This is a genomic window from Bradyrhizobium sp. MI1.7 (assembly GCF_055811795.1).
On record NZ_JBVVPO010000011.1, the window covers coordinates 1 to 17,293 of the forward strand.

The following is a 17,293-nucleotide window of genomic DNA, read 5'->3' on the forward strand; positions in this document are numbered from 1 at the left end:
GGTCGTGTTCGGCCTGCTCGAACGCGGCATCAAGCGCATCCATCTCGCCAATCGCACCATCGCGCGCGCCGAGACGCTGGCAAGACAGTTCGGGCCGAACGTGCATCCGATTCCCTGGGACGGCATCAACGACGTGCTGCCGCGCGCAAGACTTCTCGTCAACACGACCTCGCTCGGCATGCACGGCCAGCCTTCACTCGATGTCGACGTGGCGCGCCTGCCGGATGGGGCGGTCGTCGCCGACCTCGTCTATGTTCCCCTGGTGACGCCGCTGCTGGCGGCTGCGAAAGCGCGCGGCCTGAACACCGCCGACGGCCTCGGCATGCTCCTGCATCAGGCGGTGCGCGGCTTCGAGCTGTGGTTCGGGCAAAGGCCTGCTGTCACGGCCGAGCTGCGCGCGCTGGTCGAGGCCGATCTCACAAAGACTTGAAAGGATAACGGCGAATAGCACCCCACCTCCGGAGTTCTATCCCCGTGGGGACAATCCGGAGACCGTCATGCCTGTTCAACGTGCAACTTTCACACGTCCGCTCATCGCCGTCGCGATGGTGGCCGCTTCCACCCTCTATGCCGTCGCGCAGAGGGCGCCGGTGCCGACGCGCGTTCGCGGCACGATCGAGAGCGTCAATGGCGACACCATGCAGGTCAAGTCGCGCAGCGGCGAGGACGTCAAGCTTCGCATCGCCCCTGACGTGAACGTGTCGGGCGTTACCAAAATTTCACTCGCCGACATCAAGGTCGGCTCCTTCGTCGGCGCCACCACGGTGCCGGGTCCGGACGGCGGCCAGAACGCGGTCGAGGTCCACGTGTTTCCGGAGAGCATGCGCGGCACCGGCGAGGGCTCGCGGCCCTATGACCTCAAGCCGAACTCCACCATGACCAACGCCACGGTGTCGGAGAGCGTGGTCGGCAATGACGGCCATACGCTGCTGGTGAAGTACAAGGACGGCGAGAAGAAGGTGTTCGTCGCCGACAACACGCCGGTCGTGACCTTCGTGCCCGGCGACAAATCCGAGCTGAAGGCCGGCGCAAAAGTCGTCGCCTTCATGAAGCAGCTGCCGGACGGCTCGTTCGAAACCAACCGCGTCAGTGTCGGCCTCGACGGCCTGACACCACCGATGTGATGGAGAATCGCAACATGTCGAAATCAAGCTGGATGCCGCGCCTGTTCGTAGCCGCGTTCGTCGTCACTTCCATGTTCTCCGCCTCGGCGCAGCAGTCGCCGACGGTCCGCATCCGCGGCACCATCGAGAGCGTCGACGGCAACACGCTCGGCATCAAGACGCGCGAAGGCAGCGACGTGAAGGTGCGCATGACCGACAACGTCGCGGTCTTTGCCGTGGTCAAGACGTCGCTCGCGGAGATCAAGGAAGGCTCCTATATCGGCGTCACCGGCATGCCCCAGCCCGACGGCACGCAGAAGGCGATCGCGGTGCACATCTTCCCGGAAAACCAGCGCGGCGCGGCCGAAGGTTTTCGTCCCTGGGATGCGCGCGCGAACTCGACCATGACGAACGCGACCGTGGCGCAGACGGTGGAAGGCACCGACGGCCAGAACATCACCGTCAAGTACAAGGACGGCGAGAAGAAAGTGGTGGTGCCGCCGGATACGCCGATCGTCACCTTCGTCGCCAGCGACAAATCCGAGATCAAGCCCGGCGCCAAGCTGATCATCTTCGGCGCGGCGAAGAAGGAGGACGGCTCGCTGGAAGCCAACCGGGTGAACGTCGGTCGCGACGGGATTACGCCGCCGATGTGAGGGACTAGCGCTGAACTCGTAGGGTGGGCAAAGGCGCACTTGCGCCGTGCCCACCACGCTCCTGTGTTTCGCGAAAGTTGGTGGGCACGCTTCGCTTTGCCCACCCTACGGTGCTGCCGCTACGCCTCACACCGCAATGATGTGATCGTCGATCTCGTCGATCCTGTTGACGCCGCACAGGCCCATGGTCGTGAGCAGCTCCTTCTGGATGATGTCGATCGCCTTGGCGACGCCGGCCTGGCCGCCGGCACCGAGGCCATGGGCGTAGGCGCGGCCGATCATGCAGGACTTTGCGCCGAGCGCGAGCGCGCGCATCACGTCCTGGCCGGAGCGGACACCGCCGTCGAACATGATCTCCATCTGCGAGCCGACCGCGTCGACGATCTCCGGCAGTGCCTCGATCGAGGACGGCGCGCCGTCGAGCTGACGGCCGCCATGGTTGGAGACGACCAGCGCCTGGGCGCCGGTCTTCGCAGCGAGCTCGGCGTCCTCGACGTCGAGGATGCCCTTCAGGATCAGCTTGCCCGGCCAGATGCTGCGGATCCACTCGATGTCGTTCCAGTTCAGCGAGGTGTCGAACTGCGAGTTGATCCAGGTCGACAGCGACGTGATGTCGTCGCTGACCTTCAGATGACCGGCGAGATTGCCGAAGGTGCGGCGCTTGCCCTGCAGCACGCCCGACACCCAGGCCGGCTTGGTGGCGAAATCGATCAGCTTCGACAGCGACCATTCCGGCGGCACCGTCATGCCGTTCTTGATGTCCTGGTGGCGCTGGCCGATCACCTGGAGATCGACGGTCAGCACGAGCGCGCTGCATTTCGCCGCCATCGCGCGCTGGATCAATTCCTTGATGAAGCCGCGGTCCTTCATCACGTAGAGCTGGAACCAGAACGGCTTCTCGACATTGGCGGCGATGTCCTCGATCGAGCAGATCGACATCGTCGACTGCGTGAACGGGATGCCGGCGGCCTGCGCGGCGCGACAGGCGTGAATCTCGCCGTCGCCATGCTGCATGCCCAGGAGGCCGACGGGCGCCAATATCAACGGCATGGTCGACGACTCGCCGAGGATCATGGTCGAGGTGTCGCGCCTGGAGACGTCGACCAGGACGCGCTGGCGGAACTTGATCGCCTGCATGTCCTCGCGGTTGGCGCGCAGCGTTTCCTCGGCATAGGAGCCGCGGTCGCAATAGTCGAAGAACGCCTTCGGCACGCGGCGCTGATGCAGCGTGCGAAGATCGTCGATACAGGTGATGTGCTTCATGAACGTTTCCCCGGCCCGTCTTGCATCAGAAGTCTTGCTTCAGAAGTCTTGCATCGGAAGATCGAGGGGTCATCTAGCATGGTTGGATGCACAGCCAAATCGTTTGGGAGGAGGGCGCCATGAGCAAACCGCGCGGCCAGCCGACACCGGAAGAGATCAAGGAGAAGCAGGATCTCGACGACGCGCTGGAGGAGGGTCTGGAAGAGACCTTCCCGGGGTCCGATCCCGTCAACGTCACCCAGCCGGCGCCGAGCCGCCAGGACGGCCATGTGAAGCGCTCCGACTAGGGGCGGGTTCCGCTCCGTTCCGCCCTGTCGGCCGGAAATATAGTGCTAACAATAAGTTACCGGGGCGCCTTGGGCCCGGTCCCGTAATGATTAATCACATTTTTTGAAGCCAAGTTGGCCGCGAAGGCATTATAACGTCTCAGCAAATCAGGGATGCGGGTCCCTTTCGGGCATCCCGTAGTTGTAGAGGGGTCCCTGGTTGTTGCGTGGGGGACGATATGAGCCGCAAATATTTCGGGACGGACGGGATCCGGGGCCGCGCCAACGGACTGATCACGCCGGAGCTCGCGCTCAAGGTCGGCCAGGCCGCAGGCCTTGCGTTTCAGCGTGGTGACCATCGCCACCGGGTCGTGATCGGCAAGGACACGCGTCTGTCCGGCTACATGATCGAATATGCGATGGTCGCGGGTTTTACCTCGGTCGGCATGGACGTGCTGCTGGTCGGCCCGATGCCGACGCCGGCGGTGGCGATGCTGACCAAGTCGATGCGCGCCGATCTCGGCGTGATGATCTCGGCCTCGCACAATCTGTTCGAGGACAACGGCATCAAGCTGTTCGGCCCGCAGGGCTTCAAGCTCTCCGACGACGTCGAGAAGCAGATCGAGCAGCTGCTCGACGAATCCCTCGACAAGCGGCTCGCTCAGAGCGCGAGCCTCGGCCGCGCCCGCCGTATCGACGGCGTGCATGACCGCTACATCGAATTCGCCAAGCGCACGCTGCCGCGCGATCTCTCGCTCGACGGCCTGCGCGTCGTGGTCGATTGCGCCAACGGCGCCGCTTACAGGGTGGTGCCGGAAGCGCTGTGGGAATTGGGCGCCGACGTCGTGCCGATCGGCGTCGAGCCCGACGGTTTCAACATCAACAAGGAATGCGGCTCGACCTCGCCGGAAACGCTGTCGAAGAAGGTGCGCGAGATGCGCGCCGACATCGGCATCGCGCTCGATGGCGACGCCGATCGCGTCATCCTGGTCGACGAGCGCGGCCACACCGTCGACGGCGACCAGCTGCTCGCGGTGATCGCGCAGAGCTGGAAGGAAGACGGCCGGCTGTCGCGGCCGGGCATCGTCGCCACCGTGATGTCCAATCTCGGCCTCGAACGCTTCCTCAAGGGGCAGGGGCTCGATCTCGTGCGCACGCCGGTCGGCGACCGCTACGTGCTCGAGCAGATGCTGAAAGGCGGCTACAATCTCGGCGGCGAGCAGTCCGGCCACATCATCCTGTCCGACTATGCCACCACCGGCGACGGCTTCGTTGCGGCGCTGCAGGTGCTGGCCGTGGTGCAGAAGCTGCGCCGGCCGGTGTCGGAGGTCTGCCACCGTTTCGACCCGCTGCCGCAGATCCTGAAGAACGTCCGCTACAAGAGCGGCAAGCCGCTCGAGGATTCCGACGTCAAATCCGCGATCTCCGACGGCGAGAAGCGGCTCAACGGCCACGGCCGCCTTCTGATCCGCTCGTCCGGCACCGAGCCCGTGATCCGCGTCATGGGCGAGGGCGAGGACCGCCTGCTGGTCGAGGACGTCGTCGACACCATCGTCTCCGCGCTCGGACAGGCGGCGGCCTGAGGCGCATCGCTACGCGAAGCACGATCGTAGCCCGGATGGAGCGCAGCGAAATCCGGGGATCGCGCTCGCGGACATAGACGTCCCGGATTACGCTTCGCTCCATCCGGGCTACGAAATCCCGGACCCTCATGGTGAGGAGCCCGCCAACGGCGGGCGTCTCGAACCAAGCAGGGCGTGTCGCCTCGCGGTGAATCCGGCACGTGCATTCCAGCCATCGACGATTGGCGGTGGATCGGCCGCAGCCGGCATCGTAGTTAGGCGGTGCGGCAATCTGCCGTGCCCGCCAGGATGCTCCATTGAACAAGCCTGTCGTCGTCTCCGAGGAAACGCTGACCGAACCGGTCGTCGTCAGCGACGTGGCGCCCGCCGCACGGGCTGCCGCAGGACCGGCCTATGTCGTGCTCGCCGGCATCAGCTTCTCGCACTTCCTCAACGACACCATGCAGTCGCTGATCGCCTCGGTGTATCCGATCCTGAAGGACACCTACGCGCTCGACTTCGCGCAGATCGGCATGATCACGCTGGCCTTCCAGTTCACGGCCTCGCTGCTCCAGCCGGTGGTCGGGCACTACACCGACAAGAAGGCGCAGCCCTATTCGCTGTCGATCGGCATGGCCTCGACCTTCTTCGGCCTGCTGCTGCTCAGCGCCGCGCACCAATATCTCGTCATCCTGATTGCTGCCGCGCTGGTCGGCCTCGGCTCGGCGGTGTTTCATCCTGAATCCGCGCGCATCGCGCGGCTCGCCTCCGGCGGTCGCTACGGTTTTGCGCAATCGGTGTTCCAGCTCGGCGGCAGCTTCGGCACGTCGATGGGGCCGGTGCTGGCGGCGTTGATCGTGGTGCCGTTCGGGCAGGGCAGCATCGCATGGTTCTCCTCGATCGCGTTCCTCGCGATCCTCATCCTCTGGCGCATCGGCCGCTGGTATGAGCCGCAGATCAAGGCGAAGAAGACGGCGACGGTTCAGGCCCATCCCGACGCGCCGAGCTCGCGCCGCGTCGCGGTCGCGCTTGCCGTGCTGGTGGCGCTCTTGTTCTCGAAGCAGCTCTACGTCTCGAGCCTGTCGAGCTACTACATCTTCTATCTGATCGACCGCTTCGGCGTGTCGACGCAGGCGGCGCAGATCTATCTTTTCATCTTCCTTGCCGCGAATGCGGTCGGCGCGTTCTTCGGCGGTCCGCTGGGCGATCGCTTCGGCCGCAAGATCGTGATCTGGATCTCGATCCTCGGTGCGCTGCCGTTCACGCTGGCGCTGCCCTATGCCGGGCTCTATGCGAGCGCGGTGCTGTCGGTGATCATCGGCTTGATCATCTCCTCGACGACGTCGTCGATCATCGTGTTCGCGCAGGAACTGGTGCCGCACCGCTTCGGCATGATCTCGGGCGTGTTCTTCGGCGTTGCCTTCGGCATCGGCGGTCTGGGTGCCGCCGTGCTCGGCAAGCTCGCCGATCATACCTCGATCGAGTTCGTCTACCAGGTTTGTGCCTGGCTGCCGGCGATCGGCCTGCTTGCGGTGTTCCTGCCCAAGCTGCCGCGGCACCTGCGTTAACAAATCCTGCTTCGCTGCGTTGCGGCTTCATCAATCGTTAGCAATTGGTGCGTCGGGGCGCCGCATTTTTGCAACGCTTCTGCCGCATGCGCGCGAGTGGTGAGAAAAAATCAACCTTAAAAATTAGGGTTAAGTGGCGCTTAAACATTTGGTGCCATCGTCTTCCCGTGAGTTTCCAGAACGTGGGGCGTCAGCATTTTGCCTCACCGGCCATAAGGACGAAGCCAAATGCGTAGCGTTAAGTCTCTCCTTGCCGCAGGTGCGGCGACCCTCATCTCTTCGATGGCGTTCGCCGCCGATATGCCGATCGCCGCTCCGCCTCCCATGTACGCGCCGCCGGCTCCGCCCGCCGACTTCGGCGGCTGGTATCTCCGCGGCGACATCGGCATGACCAACCAGAGCGCCAAGCGGATCGACAGCGCGACCGCGCAGACGTTCCCGACGACCACGGTGGGACTCGGCTTCGACTCCTCGCCGCTGTTCGACCTCGGCGTCGGCTATCGCTTCAACAACTGGTTCCGCGCCGACGTGATCGGCCAGTATCGCGGCAGGGCCAATCTGCACGGTGCGGACAACGTCATCGCACCCGGCTTCGTCGGGTCCGACAGCTACTCCGGTAGCAAGTCGGAGTGGGTCGTCATGGCGAATGCCTATGTCGATCTCGGCACCTGGTGGTGTATCACCCCGTTCGTCGGTGCTGGTGTCGGCGGCTCCTACAACAAGCTCAGTGGATTCCGTGACGACGGCATTCAGATCGCTGGCGGCGTGCCGTCCAGCAGCGCAACCTACTTTGCCGACAACGGTAAGTGGAATTTCGCCTGGGCCGCCCACGCCGGTCTTGCCTACAAGGTCAGCCCCGGCTTCACCGTCGAACTCGCCTACAGCTACATGGATCTCGGCGACGCCAATCCCGGCAACTTCCGCGCCTACGACAATAGCATCTCGGGTCCGTCGACGATCAAGATCAAGGATATCACTTCGCATGACGTGAAACTCGGCGTGCGTTGGGATCTGAGCAGCCCGCCGACCTACATGCCGCCGCTCGTCACCAAAGGCTGATCGTCAGTTCCATCGCTTAACGTCTCTTAACGGCGCGGGATCATCCCGCGCCGTTTTGCTTTGCATTTTTTTTCATGGCGAGCGGCGACGAAAACGTCAGGCGCAACCATTGGTTAAGGTTAACGAGCCATGATCACGAGTGAAAGTTCGAGTTCGATGGAGCGTTGCAATGCGTAGGCTGATGTTGGCAGCGGCGATGTTGGGGACGGTGTCTGCCGCGCAAGCGGCCGACATGCCGGATCTGCCCATCCTGCGCGGCGGCTTCACCGACGGCCTGTCGAAGACGACGCGCAACTGGGACGGCGTCTATGCCGGCGGCAGCTTCGGCTACTCCTCGGCATCGACCGATTTCAGCCAGAGCGTCGTCGGCCTGACCAATTTCATCTTCCGCGACAGCGTGCTGCAAGGGCCGACGTCGTCGTGGTCGCTCCTCAACAAGACCACGACGCAAGGCGCAAATTTCGGCGGCTTCGTCGGCCGCAACTGGCAATGGTACGATGCCGTTCTCGGCCTCGAGGGCACCTACACCTATTTCAACAAGATTTCCTCGCAGTCGTCCGGCTCCAATTCGCTCGATATCGTCAACCCGCCTGGTGACGTCCAGCCCACCGGCGTGACCAACCACTATCTCACGACATTGACCGGCACCGCCGCAGCGACCGTCAAGGACATGGTCACGCTCCGCGGGCGCGTGGGTTGGGACGGTGGCGATTTCATGCCTTACGCGTTCGCCGGCGCGGCCGTCGGCCGCATGGACGTCTCCCGCACCGTGACGAGCGATGTGAAGCTGCGTCAGGATGCGACCGTGCAGGACGCATTCGGTAACGTCATCACCATCATCGGAACGCCGCACCAGGTTTTGGCGCAGTCGCAGACGCAGACCCAGCACAGGACCAACAATTTCGTGGTCGGCTGGACCGCCGGTCTCGGACTGGAATACTGCCTGTGGGAAGGATTGTTCGCACGGGTGGAATATGAATACGTGAAGTTCTCTCCCGTCATGAACACGTCGGTGACGCTGAACAATGCGCGCGTCGGGCTCGGTTACAAGTTCTGACGCTGCTTCGCCGCGCCGCGGTTGACAGGTTCCCTCCGTCCTGATGCTCTGTCGCTCCAAAACGGGGCGACGGCGATGAAGATCTACGGCGACACCAATTCCGGCAATTGTCTCAAGGTGAAGTGGGTCTGCGACAAGCTCGCATTGCCCTACGACTGGATCGAAATCGACACCCGCAAGGGTGAGACGCGCACGCCGCAATTCCTGAAAATGAACGGCGCCGGCCAGGTGCCCACTGTCGCCTTCGACGACGGCCGCACGCTGGCGCAGTCCAATGCCATCATCCGCTATCTCGCCCGCGACAGCGCGCTCGTTCCGCGCGATACCTTCACTGCGGCCAAGATGGACGAATGGCTGTTCTGGGAGCAGTACAGCCACGAGCCCTATATCGCGGTGTGCCGCTTCCAGCTGGTCTATCTCGGCAAGGATGCGTCCGAGCTCGATCCTGACAAGGTCAAGCGCGGCTATGCGGCGCTCGACCGCATGGAGCAGCATCTTGCGGCAAGCCGCTTCTTCGCCGGCGAGGAAGTTTCGCTCGCCGACGTCTCGCTGCTCGCCTATACCCGCCTCGCGCATGAAGGTGGCTTCGATCTCGGCCGCCATGCCGCCATCCGCCGCTGGATCGGCGAGGCCGAAGCCTGGCTCGGCCTTCCACCGGCGCGCTGAGAGTCGCGCTGATTCTTGGAGTTTCCCGACATGAACGAGAAGTCCGTCTCCATCCGTCCCGCGCGCCGCGAGGACGTTGCGGCGATCGTCGCCATGCTTGCCGACGATCATCTCGGGCGCGCCCGCGAGCGCGTGGAGGATCCGCTGCCTGAGTCCTATTACCAGGCGTTCGAGCGGGTCGCGCGCGATCAAAATCTCACGCTCGTGGTCGCAGAGAGCGAGGGCAGGGTGGTCGGCTGCCTGCAGCTTGCGATCTTGCCGGGCATCAGCACGCAAGGCGGCATCCGCGGTCTGCTCGAAGATGTCCGCGTTGCTTCCGATTGTCGCAGCCGCGGCATCGGCGAGCAGCTGGTGCAATGGGCGGTCGCGGAAGCGAAAGCGCGCGGCTGCAATCTGGTCGAACTGCTGACGCATCAGACGCGAACAGACGCGCAGCGCTTCTACAAGCGGCTCGGGTTCGCTGCGAGTCACGTCGGTATGACTGTCCGCTTTTGACGCAGCTCGTCGCGAGCCTTGCGCGATCAGCAAATTCGGATCGCGCATTCGTTCATATTAAGAGCCGGTAAACTACCCAGCCGTCGTTCACGTTGAGCCGGGAACGAACGGTGCTACGGCAGCGTCAGACACCGGGCTCGGTCGGTTCGGGGATTTCGATGACAAGCTATTCCATGATCAAAGTCGGCAACGATTACGTCGTGCAGGCCAATGACAAATGCATTTTGAAAGTCGGCAGCCGCCGTCGTGCCGCGCAATTGATCAGCGATGCCACGGACTTGCTGAACGCGCTTGCCGTGGTCGAATCCCCCAAGATTGCGCCGGAAGCGCCTTCACTCCAGCGTGAGACGCCGGAACTTCCTTGACGACTCTTCCCGTTTCCCGTATCAGCCGCGGCGGGACACCTCCCCCCAACGGGAGGCTTACTATCTGGAAGGGTAGATCATGACTGTAGCGAAGCCCGCTTCGCGGCCGAACGTGCCGCATTTCTCCTCCGGCCCCTGCGCCAAGCGCCCCGGCTGGAACGCCCAAAATCTCAAGGACGCAGCGCTCGGCCGTTCGCATCGCGCGAAGGTCGGCAAGACCAAGCTCAAGCTCGCGATCGATCTGACGCGCGAAGTGCTTGAAGTGCCCGCCGATTATCGCATCGGCATCGTGCCGGCGTCCGACACCGGCGCGGTCGAGATGGCGCTGTGGTCGCTGCTCGGTGCGCGGCCCGTCACCACGCTCGCCTGGGAATCCTTCGGCGAGGGCTGGGTCAGCGACATCGTCAAGGAATTGAAGCTCAAGGACGTCACCAAGCTCAACGCTGCCTACGGTGAAATCCCCGATCTCTCGAAGGTCGATCCCAACAGCGACGTCGTGTTCACCTGGAACGGCACCACGTCAGGCGTGCGCGTACCGAACGCCGACTGGATCAGCGCGACCCGCGAAGGCCTGACCATTTGCGACGCCACCTCGGCCGCGTTTGCGCAGCCGCTCGACTGGGCCAAGCTCGACGTCGTCACCTTCTCCTGGCAGAAGGCGCTCGGCGGCGAAGCCGCGCACGGCATGCTGATCCTGTCGCCCCGCGCGGTGGAGCGGCTCGAGACCTACAAGCCGGCCTGGCCGCTGCCGAAGATCTTCCGCATGACCAAGGGCGGCAAGATCAACGAAGGCATCTTCGTCGGCGAGACCATCAACACGCCGTCGATGCTGTGCGTCGAGGATTATCTCGATGCGCTGAACTGGGCCAAGTCGATCGGCGGCCTGAAGGCGCTGATCGCGCGCGCCGACGCCAACACCAAGGTGCTGGCCGACTGGAAGGCGAAGACGCCCTGGATCGACTTCCTGGCCAAGGACGCCGCGATCCGCTCCAACACCTCGGTGTGCCTGAAGTTCACCGATCCCGCGATCACCTCGCTCTCCGAGGACGCGCAGGCCGACTTCTCCAAGAAGCTGGTCGCGCTGGTCGAGAAGGAAGGCGCGGGCTACGACTTCGCCTACTACCGCGATGCGCCGGCCGGCCTGCGCATCTGGTGCGGCGCCACCGTCGAGGCGAAGGACGTCGAGCTCTTGACCCAGTGGATCGACTGGGCCTTCGCCGAGACCAAGGCACAGCTCGCCAAGGCAGCTTAGTTTTTTCACCTCTCCCCGTTCTTACGGGGAGAGGTCGGATCGCGCCTGGCGATGCGAAGCATCGTCCAGCAGCAATCCGGGTGAGGGGCTCTCTCCGCTTGCACCTTCGCCTGTGGCTGCCGCTCACCCCAACCCTCGCCCCGTAAGAACGGGGAGAGGGGGAAGACAAAGCTTCTTCACTCAATTCCGGCCGTCGCAGGCCGATCCTCCCGTTAGGGAAGGCGAAGGATCATCCCCATGACCAAACCCAAAGTTCTCATTTCCGACGCGCTCTCTCCCGCTGCCGTGCAGATCTTCAAGGATCGCGGTGTCGAGGTCGACTTCCAGCCCAACCTCGGCAAGGACAAGGACAAGCTTGCCGAGATCATCGGCAATTACGACGGTCTCGCCATCCGCTCCGCGACCAAGGCGACCGCAAAAATCCTCGAGAAGGCGACCAACCTCAAGGTGATCGGCCGCGCCGGCATCGGCGTCGACAATGTCGAGATTCCCGCCGCCACGGCCAAGGGCATCATCGTGATGAACACGCCGTTCGGCAATTCGATCACGACCGCCGAGCACGCCATCACGCTGATGCTTGCGCTCGCCCGCGAGATCCCGCAGGCCGACGCTTCGACCCAGGCCGGCAAGTGGGAGAAGAACCGCTTCATGGGCGTCGAGATCACCGGCAAGGTGCTCGGTGTCGTCGGTTGCGGCAACATCGGCTCGATCGTGGCCGACCGCGCGCTCGGCCTGCGCATGAAGGTCGTCGCCTTCGATCCGTTCCTGTCGCCGGAGCGCGCCAAGGACATCGGTGTCGAGAAGGTCGAGCTCGACGACCTCTTGAAGCGCGCCGATTTCATCACGCTGCACACCCCGCTCACAGAGAAGACGAAGAACATCATCGACGCATCCGCGATCGCCAAGATGAAGAAGGGCGTGCGCCTGATCAACTGCGCCCGCGGCGGCCTCGTCGACGAGCAGGCGGTGGTCGATGCGCTGAACTCCAAGCACATTGCGGGTGCCGCTTTCGACGTCTTCGTCGAGGAGCCGGCGAACGCGAACGTGCTGTTCGGCCATCCCAACGTGATCTGCACGCCGCATCTCGGCGCCTCCACCACGGAAGCGCAGGAGAACGTCGCGCTCCAGGTCGCCGAGCAGATGTCGGATTACCTGCTCACCGGCGCGATCTCGAATGCCGTCAACTTCCCGTCGATCACGGCTGAAGAAGCGCCGAAGCTGAAGCCGTTCATTTCGCTCGCCGAGAAGCTCGGCTCGTTCGCCGGCCAGCTGACCGAATCCGGCATCCTCAAGGTGCAGATCACCTATGAGGGCCACGTCGCCGAGATGAAGATCAAGGCGATCACCTCGGCCGTGCTGTCGGGCCTGCTGCGGCCGATGCTGGGCGAGGTCAACGTGGTGTCCGCCCCCGTCGTCGCCAAGGAGCGCGGCATGGTGGTGGACGAGATCGTGCGCGCCGCCCAGAGCGACTATGAGAGCCTGATTACCGTCACGGTGGCGACGGAGCGCCAGGAGCGCTCGGTCTCCGGCACCGTGTATCATGACGGAAAGCCGCGCCTCGTCGACGTCAAGGGCATCCGCGTCGACGCCGAGTTCGGCAAGTCGATGATCTACGTGACCAACGAGGACAAGCCGGGCTTCATCGGCAAGTTCGCGAGCCTGCTGGGCGACGCCAAGATCAACATCGCGACCTTCCATCTCGGCCGCGTCGCGCCGGGCTCCGATGCCATCGCGCTGATCGAGGTCGATGGCGTCGTGCCGCCCGATCTGCTCGCCAAGGTGCAGGCCCTGCCGCAGGTCAAGCAGGTCAAGGCACTGACGTTCTGAGGCGCTCGCGCGCCACGGAATGACGGCCGTCATATATTCCGACCTGCGGAACAACCACGCCGCCCTCCCGAGAGGGCGGCGTTTTTGTTAATGCTGCGGCCCGCTTTATTTCTCCCAAGCCAGTCGAACTTTGTGTACCAATGGCGTCCAGGATGCTCCGTTCAAAATCGTTCGAAAAGGGAGAAGACAATGCGTGAAGCCGTCATCGTTTCCTATGCACGCACGGGCCTCGCCAAGTCCGGCCGCGGCGGGTTCAACATCACGCCGCCGATGTCGCTGGCCGCGCATGCCATTCATCACGCGGTCGACCGCGCCGGCGTCGAGAAGGACTATGTCGAGGATTGCTATCTCGGCAATTGCGCCCATGGCGCGCCGAACATCGGCCGGCAGGCCGCGCTGCTCGCCGGCCTGCCGACGACCACGGCCGGCGTCTCCGTGAACCGCTTCTGCTCGTCGGGCCTGCAGACCATCGCGATGGCCGCCAACTCGATCCGCTCCGACGGCGCCGACTGCATCGTTGCCGGCGGCGTCGAGAGCATCTCGATCCCGGGCGGCGGCTCGCCGAAGGAATCGATCGATCCGGAGCTGCTCAAGGTCGCACCCGATATCTTCATGGCGATGATCGACACCGCCGACATCGTCGCCGAGCGCTACAAGCTCAGCCGCGAATACCAGGACGAGTTCTCGCTGGAATCGCAGCGCCGCATGGCCGCGGCCCAGCAGGCGAACAAGTTCAAGGACGAGATCGTCCCGATGAAGACCAAAATGAAGGTCGTCGACAAGGCGACCAAGGCGGAATCGATCGTCGACTACGTCGTCGATCGCGATGAGTGCAATCGTCCTGAAACCACGCTGGAAGGATTGGCAAAACTCGAGCCGGTGAAGGGCCCCGGCAAGTTCGTCACCGCCGGCAATGCCAGCCAGCTCTCGGACGGCGCCGCCGCCGTGGTGCTGATGGAAGCCAAGGATGCCGAGAAGCGCGGCCTCAAGCCGCTCGGCCGGTTCGTCGCCTGGGCAACGGCCGGCTGCGAGCCGGACGAGATGGGCATCGGCCCGGTGTTCGCGATCCCGAAGCTGCTGAAGCGCACCGGCCTGAAGATCGACGACATCGATCTGTGGGAGCTCAACGAGGCCTTCGCCAGCCAGTGCCTCTACTCGCGCGACAAGCTCGGCATCGATCCCGCCAAGTACAACGTCAACGGCGGCTCGATCGCGATCGGTCATCCCTTTGGCATGACCGGCGCGCGTCTCACCGGCCACATCCTCCAGGAAGGTGCGCGCCGCAAGGCCAAGTGGGGCGTCGTGACCATGTGCATCGGCGGCGGCCAGGGTGGCGCCGGCCTGTTCGAGATCTACAGCTGAGCCAGGCCACGTGAATGAGAAAGGCACGGCGCCGCAAGCGCCGTGCCTTTTTCGTTGCAGCAATCGCCTCAAGCTCGAGGTCAGCAGGTTCCTGGACACGGTGCGCGGCATGATCGCGCGCCGCTCGCGACAGCAAGACGCATCTTGGACTAGGCAGCCGACATATTCTTCACGGTCGTCTCGGCTTGCTCGGCGAGCCAGTTCACGAACAATTCGACGCTGCGATCGCCGATCAGATCGGCTGGCCACTGGGCAACCTGAATTTTTGTGCACTCGACTGTGGGGTAATTGGCGAGTGCGGACACGAGGCGTCCAGACGAAACCGCATCTGCGATCAGAAGCGAGCGCCCCAGTGTCACGCCGGCCCCCTCGGCCGCAGCCGACATGCACATTCCCATGTCGTCCAGCGTCAGGCTGCCGGCGGCAGCGCCCGATTTCGGCAATCCCAGGCGTCTGAACCAGGAGGGCCAGCCCCAGTCGCCGGTCGCGTTGTCGCCTTTGTGGATGAGCGGCAGGGCCAGCAGGCCGTCGGGGTCGGTCAAGGGACGCCGCCGGGGCAACAGGTGCGGCGCGCAGACGGGAAAGATCCGCTCCCAAAACAGCGGCAATTGCGTCGACGTCCGCCGTGCGTCTTCGCTCGCGTTCCAGACAATTCGCACGTCGAGCGGCCGCCTTGAGCTGTCCCCTGTCTCCAGTGGTTTGAGATCAACGTTGATCGACGGATGTCGCGCCGTAAAGTCCGGCAGACGGCGGACGAGCCACCATGTTGCCAACGCCGAGCTCGCGCCCACGCGCAACGTCGTTCGGTTCGAGCGCCGCCGCACCTGAGCATCCAGCGCACCAAGCGCGTCGAGTGCTGCCGCAAGCTCCTGCCTGAGCTGCGCGCCGGCGGGTGTTATCCCGATCCCCGGGTTCTGCCGTTGCAACAATGCGACCCCGAAATGGTCCTCCAGCTTTCGGATCTGATGGCTGACCGCACTCTGTGTGACGCCCAGCTCCGCCGCGGCGCGTGTGAATGAACCATGGCGGGTGACGGCGTCGAACGCGACGAGGGGTGCGAAGGGTGGCAAGCGGCGTGGCATCTCGGTCTCCTCAAGCCATGATACAGATTCATGAGCTTTTGAGGAACCATCATTCGACCAGAGCCTGTTGCCCGGCCATCCATGCTCGATGGAGGCCGCAACGATCATGCTCGACAAACCCCAGCAGAATGATGATGAAACGCGGAGCGCCAGTTGGCGTGCCGACGACGGCCATCGCGGCAATCGCATGTCCCTGGAAACGGCGACGCTGCTTGCAGCGTGCTTGAGCGGCTTTCTGTTTCAAGTCGACCTGACCGCTCTGGCAGCTGCCTTGCCCGACATTGGCCGCGACCTCGGCGCCGCTTCCGCGCGAGCGGCCTGGGCCATCGACGTCTATAGCCTTGCCTTGATCTTCTGTCTGCCGATTGCAGGTAGCCTTGCCGACAGATACGGACGCGTTCAAATGTTCACTTGGGGTGCAGGGCTGTTTGGCCTGGCTTCTCTGCTGTGTGCGTGCGCGACCACGTTCGACGTTCTGCTGACATTCCGCACATTGCAAGGTATCGCCGGTGCTTGCATCACCAGCACCTCGTCCGCCCTCCTTGCCGGTGCCTACGAGGGGCCTCGCCGTGCGCGGGCGTTTGGACTTTGGGGCACGATCGTCGGTGCCTCGATGGTCGCTGGCCCGCCGCTCGGATCGTTGCTGGCCGATACGATCGGGTGGCGTTGGATTTTTTGGGTCAACTTGCCGCTTTGCGCACTCTTGGTTGTTCTGGTGCTGTGCAGAATTGGCAATGGGCTCGACCAGCAGCGTTCGAGCGCCAAGGTGGATTGGCTCGGTGCCGGCCTTCTTGCGATCACGTCGGCGACGCTCGCGTTTATGTTGCTGGAAGCGCCCGCGCTCGGCGGCATCGCGTCGGCGACGTTCCTGGCGGGCCTCGCCGCTTCGGGGATTGCGCTGCTTTTGTTCGTTTGGGTGGAACGCCGGCACCCCAACCCGGCGTTCGATCTCAAGCTGTTCGGATCCCGGCAATTCATCGCGATGTGCCTCGTCCCGATCGCGGGATCGACCGGATTCTGGTCGCTGCTCGTCTACGTGCCGCAATTGGCGCGCGGACCATTGGGACTCAGTCCGCTCGGGGCGGGCTGGCTCCTGGTCGCGCTCACGTTGCCGATGATGGTGTTGCCGCGCTATGGCGCGGCCTTGACGACCCGCATCCCGTCACGGTCGTTCTTCTGTGGTGGTCTCGCTCTTATCGGCGTGGCTGACCTGGCGCTTGGCGCGATCTCCGGCGCACATGCGGGGCCGGGCACGCTGGCCATGACCGTCATCGCGTTGCTGGTCAGCGGATCAGGCTGTGCCGTGATCAACGCTCAGATCACCGCCGCCGCCGTGTCGGCGGTTCCCGGCGATCGTGCGGCGACCGCATCGGCCATTTGCGTCACGATGCGGCAAATCGGTTTCAGCTTCGGGATCGCGCTTCTGGGCGCGGCCCTGCAACTCAGCCCGAATGGCGACTATCTCGCCGCGTTCATCGTTGCAGGCGCATCGACCCTTGCCCTGACCGCCATCGTCTATTGGCTCATGGACGGGAAACAGGCTGCATAGCGGCGCGCGCCGTGCCCTTTTTGCTTGGGCTTTGCCAGAGAGCGAGATGAGTTTTGGTTGAACAGTAAGGGACGCGCCGCTCTCTCGCTCCCTCACCCCGCTCCTACGGGGAGAGGGTGGGGTGAGGGGCTGTCTCCACAGGCTTGATTTGAGTTGAGGGT

Annotated in this window: 17 protein-coding genes; 15 read left to right on the forward strand and 2 right to left on the reverse strand. The window is 64.0% G+C overall.

Annotated elements, in window-relative coordinates; translation table 11 throughout:
• The 3 genes from AC0L3X_RS13035 to AC0L3X_RS13045 all read left to right on the forward strand — a co-directional run.
• Positions 1-430 (forward strand): shikimate dehydrogenase family protein (locus AC0L3X_RS13035; RefSeq protein ID WP_473316444.1); only part of this gene is annotated, 430 nt, incomplete at its 5' end.
• 67 nt (positions 431-497) lie between these two features.
• Entirely contained in the window at positions 498-1,124 is a 627-nt protein-coding gene (locus AC0L3X_RS13040; RefSeq protein ID WP_028151813.1) for a hypothetical protein, read from the forward strand.
• A 14-nt stretch (positions 1,125-1,138) separates the two neighbouring features.
• Positions 1,139-1,759: a single stranded DNA-binding domain-containing protein gene (locus AC0L3X_RS13045; RefSeq protein ID WP_063986692.1), complete on the forward strand. Its 621-nt coding sequence runs from the start codon at positions 1,139-1,141 to the stop codon at positions 1,757-1,759.
• A 126-nt stretch (positions 1,760-1,885) separates the two neighbouring features.
• Here AC0L3X_RS13045 and AC0L3X_RS13050 read toward each other — a convergent pair whose 3' ends face one another.
• Positions 1,886-3,022: an alpha-hydroxy acid oxidase gene (locus tag AC0L3X_RS13050; RefSeq protein ID WP_014492050.1), complete on the reverse strand. Its 1,137-nt coding sequence runs from the start codon at positions 3,020-3,022 to the stop codon at positions 1,886-1,888.
• Positions 3,023-3,141: 119 nt separating this feature from the next.
• Here AC0L3X_RS13050 and AC0L3X_RS13055 point away from each other — a divergent pair, with 119 nt between their 5' ends.
• The 11 genes from AC0L3X_RS13055 (at position 3,142) to AC0L3X_RS13105 (ending at position 14,501) form a co-directional block, all read left to right on the forward strand.
• Positions 3,142-3,309, forward strand: coding sequence for a hypothetical protein (locus AC0L3X_RS13055; protein ID WP_166103414.1), 168 nt, complete (start codon positions 3,142-3,144; stop codon positions 3,307-3,309).
• A 218-nt stretch (positions 3,310-3,527) separates the two neighbouring features.
• Positions 3,528-4,871, forward strand: coding sequence for a phosphoglucosamine mutase (gene glmM / locus AC0L3X_RS13060; protein ID WP_063985528.1), 1,344 nt, complete (start codon positions 3,528-3,530; stop codon positions 4,869-4,871).
• 296 nt (positions 4,872-5,167) lie between these two features.
• Positions 5,168-6,418 (forward strand): MFS transporter, encoded by a 1,251-nt coding sequence (locus AC0L3X_RS13065; protein WP_063985527.1) that lies wholly within the window; start codon positions 5,168-5,170, stop codon positions 6,416-6,418.
• Positions 6,419-6,646: 228 nt separating this feature from the next.
• Positions 6,647-7,477: an outer membrane protein gene (locus tag AC0L3X_RS13070; RefSeq protein WP_063985526.1), complete on the forward strand. Its 831-nt coding sequence runs from the start codon at positions 6,647-6,649 to the stop codon at positions 7,475-7,477.
• Between the two features lie 169 nt (positions 7,478-7,646).
• On the forward strand, positions 7,647-8,534 hold the full coding sequence (locus tag AC0L3X_RS13075; protein ID WP_063985525.1) for an outer membrane protein: 888 nt from the start codon (positions 7,647-7,649) through the stop codon (positions 8,532-8,534).
• A 75-nt stretch (positions 8,535-8,609) separates the two neighbouring features.
• Positions 8,610-9,200 (forward strand): glutathione S-transferase family protein, encoded by a 591-nt coding sequence (locus tag AC0L3X_RS13080; protein ID WP_063985524.1) that lies wholly within the window; start codon positions 8,610-8,612, stop codon positions 9,198-9,200.
• A 30-nt stretch (positions 9,201-9,230) separates the two neighbouring features.
• Positions 9,231-9,695 (forward strand): GNAT family N-acetyltransferase, encoded by a 465-nt coding sequence (locus tag AC0L3X_RS13085; RefSeq protein ID WP_063985523.1) that lies wholly within the window; start codon positions 9,231-9,233, stop codon positions 9,693-9,695.
• 158 nt (positions 9,696-9,853) lie between these two features.
• Positions 9,854-10,060 (forward strand): hypothetical protein, encoded by a 207-nt coding sequence (locus tag AC0L3X_RS13090; RefSeq protein WP_028151806.1) that lies wholly within the window; start codon positions 9,854-9,856, stop codon positions 10,058-10,060.
• 79 nt (positions 10,061-10,139) lie between these two features.
• Entirely contained in the window at positions 10,140-11,312 is a 1,173-nt protein-coding gene (locus AC0L3X_RS13095; RefSeq protein WP_028151805.1) for a phosphoserine transaminase, read from the forward strand.
• Positions 11,313-11,549: 237 nt separating this feature from the next.
• Complete coding sequence (serA, locus tag AC0L3X_RS13100) at positions 11,550-13,139, forward strand: phosphoglycerate dehydrogenase (protein ID WP_063985521.1); 1,590 nt, start codon at positions 11,550-11,552, stop codon at positions 13,137-13,139.
• A 189-nt stretch (positions 13,140-13,328) separates the two neighbouring features.
• Entirely contained in the window at positions 13,329-14,501 is a 1,173-nt protein-coding gene (locus tag AC0L3X_RS13105; protein ID WP_063985520.1) for a thiolase family protein, read from the forward strand.
• 149 nt (positions 14,502-14,650) lie between these two features.
• Here the strand turns inward: AC0L3X_RS13105 and AC0L3X_RS13110 are convergent, their stop codons facing one another.
• On the reverse strand, positions 14,651-15,583 hold the full coding sequence (locus AC0L3X_RS13110; RefSeq protein ID WP_063985519.1) for a LysR substrate-binding domain-containing protein: 933 nt from the start codon (positions 15,581-15,583) through the stop codon (positions 14,651-14,653).
• A 106-nt stretch (positions 15,584-15,689) separates the two neighbouring features.
• On the opposite strand from AC0L3X_RS13110, the gene AC0L3X_RS13115 reads away from it, so the two are divergent.
• Positions 15,690-17,132 (forward strand): MFS transporter, encoded by a 1,443-nt coding sequence (locus tag AC0L3X_RS13115; protein WP_231143633.1) that lies wholly within the window; start codon positions 15,690-15,692, stop codon positions 17,130-17,132.
• Positions 17,133-17,293: the final 161 nt, after the last annotated feature.

Excerpts from the sequence above, each read along its gene's own strand:
- AC0L3X_RS13040 (WP_028151813.1), top strand. The coding sequence starts at position 498 with ATGCCTGTTCAACGTGCAACTTTCACACGTCCGCTCATCGCCGTCGCG.
- AC0L3X_RS13045 (WP_063986692.1), top strand. The coding sequence starts at position 1,139 with ATGTCGAAATCAAGCTGGATGCCGCGCCTGTTCGTAGCCGCGTTCGTC.
- AC0L3X_RS13050 (WP_014492050.1), bottom strand. The coding sequence starts at position 3,022 with ATGAAGCACATCACCTGTATCGACGATCTTCGCACGCTGCATCAGCGC.
- AC0L3X_RS13055 (WP_166103414.1), top strand. The coding sequence starts at position 3,142 with ATGAGCAAACCGCGCGGCCAGCCGACACCGGAAGAGATCAAGGAGAAG.
- glmM (WP_063985528.1), top strand. The coding sequence starts at position 3,528 with ATGAGCCGCAAATATTTCGGGACGGACGGGATCCGGGGCCGCGCCAAC.
- AC0L3X_RS13070 (WP_063985526.1), top strand. The coding sequence starts at position 6,647 with ATGCGTAGCGTTAAGTCTCTCCTTGCCGCAGGTGCGGCGACCCTCATC.
- AC0L3X_RS13075 (WP_063985525.1), top strand. The coding sequence starts at position 7,647 with ATGCGTAGGCTGATGTTGGCAGCGGCGATGTTGGGGACGGTGTCTGCC.
- AC0L3X_RS13080 (WP_063985524.1), top strand. The coding sequence starts at position 8,610 with ATGAAGATCTACGGCGACACCAATTCCGGCAATTGTCTCAAGGTGAAG.
- AC0L3X_RS13085 (WP_063985523.1), top strand. The coding sequence starts at position 9,231 with ATGAACGAGAAGTCCGTCTCCATCCGTCCCGCGCGCCGCGAGGACGTT.
- AC0L3X_RS13090 (WP_028151806.1), top strand. The coding sequence starts at position 9,854 with ATGACAAGCTATTCCATGATCAAAGTCGGCAACGATTACGTCGTGCAG.
- AC0L3X_RS13095 (WP_028151805.1), top strand. The coding sequence starts at position 10,140 with ATGACTGTAGCGAAGCCCGCTTCGCGGCCGAACGTGCCGCATTTCTCC.
- serA (WP_063985521.1), top strand. The coding sequence starts at position 11,550 with ATGACCAAACCCAAAGTTCTCATTTCCGACGCGCTCTCTCCCGCTGCC.
- AC0L3X_RS13105 (WP_063985520.1), top strand. The coding sequence starts at position 13,329 with ATGCGTGAAGCCGTCATCGTTTCCTATGCACGCACGGGCCTCGCCAAG.
- AC0L3X_RS13110 (WP_063985519.1), bottom strand. The coding sequence starts at position 15,583 with ATGCCACGCCGCTTGCCACCCTTCGCACCCCTCGTCGCGTTCGACGCC.
- AC0L3X_RS13115 (WP_231143633.1), top strand. The coding sequence starts at position 15,690 with ATGCTCGACAAACCCCAGCAGAATGATGATGAAACGCGGAGCGCCAGT.